The sequence below is a fragment of the Colwellia sp. SU-HH01217 genome, assembly GCF_057543495.1.
This window is the reverse complement of record NZ_BAAJLX010000036.1, coordinates 1-1218: the sequence shown is the minus strand read 5'-3', so window position 1 is coordinate 1218 and position 1218 is coordinate 1. Positions and strand designations below refer to the sequence as shown.

The 1218-nt window shown below is 33.9% G+C and carries 2 protein-coding genes; both read right to left on the bottom strand.

Features of this window, described 5'->3' with window-relative positions; translation table 11 throughout:
• Positions 1-410: 410 nt before the first annotated feature.
• A complete protein-coding gene (locus tag AC27G3_RS18105; protein ID WP_487124028.1) occupies positions 411-644 on the bottom strand; it encodes a hypothetical protein in 234 nt (77 codons plus the stop codon).
• A 131-nt stretch (positions 645-775) separates the two neighbouring features.
• On the bottom strand, positions 776-1218 hold a 443-nt coding region (locus AC27G3_RS18100; protein WP_487124026.1), incomplete at its 5' end, for a hypothetical protein.

Below are 1218 nucleotides of genomic sequence, written 5' to 3'. Positions count from 1 at the left end.
AATTAATGGGCGGAAAATAGTTGGCTATAATCGCGAAGCGAAGCCAACTGTTTTTTGTCCTATTAAATTGCTTGTTAGTTATGCGGTGTTGATGCGGCTTGACCGCCCCACTTAACTTAAACAAACAACTGTAATTTTTGTAAACGCAACATTACCAACAAACTATTAAAAAGTTAAGAATTAAAGGGATTTACACTACATGGAAGTTTGAACGCTAAACGCGACAAGTAAAACCTAGACACTTCCTGTGATGAGCCACTTCGATTAACAAACTCACCAGAATTTGAAACCACTTTCCTTAGTAAAACTTAATAGCAAACTAACGCCTAATTAACAGGCAAAAAATAGTTGGTTAAAATAAGCGACGAAGGAGCAAAACCAACTGTTTTTTGTCCTTGTTTAATTTCTTGTTAGTTGTACATTGGCTCTGTTTTTAACTTTTTAATTGATCTAACAAACTCTGATATAGCCAAAACCCCTGTGCTTATTAAACTTACTTGTAGCATAGTTACAGAACTAAAACTGAATTCTATGGAATAAATTGCAAGACCGATTAAGTAACCTAATTGAAAAATGCCAATGACTGATAAAACAGCACAAATAATAATTAAGCCCCAGTTGAAATATTTAGACTTACCTAACATATAAACTCCATTTATCTTTGTACAACTAACGCCCACATTAAGGGGCTTTTTATTAGTTTGCTAAAATTGTGAAGCGAAGCGGAACCGAGCAAACTGTAAAAAGTCCCGCTTTAATTGCTTGTTATACGTTTTTACTCAACACTTAGAATCATTTCTTTTCTGGAATTCTCATGAGTTAATACAACGCAACTTTTAATTGATTTATTTAACCATGATAAGAAGTTAAGTAAAACAACAAAGTCACTTTCAGAATTTATATCTTTGGGATCTATATCAAACTCAATTTCATTACTTTTGAAAAAGTGGCAATTAACTAAAAGTTCACCGACCTTAATAGAAAGTAAAGTTGGATCAGTATTTTGTAACTCCCAGATTGAATCAATTGAGTCAGGCAAAGTAGCAATGTTACCGCCGAGCGTAAAAGCATGAGAATACTCTGCTGATTTTAAAGCAGCAAAGAATAACTCCCATGAATCTAGTGATTCTGAAGTAACAATGATGTCTCTCAGTGAGCCATCTTGTTCGAAGTGTGATTTTAGATTATTCCATCTATCCATGAGAAACGTATAACGCC

Excerpts from the sequence above, each read along its gene's own strand:
- AC27G3_RS18105 (WP_487124028.1), bottom strand. The coding sequence starts at position 644 with ATGTTAGGTAAGTCTAAATATTTCAACTGGGGCTTAATTATTATTTGT.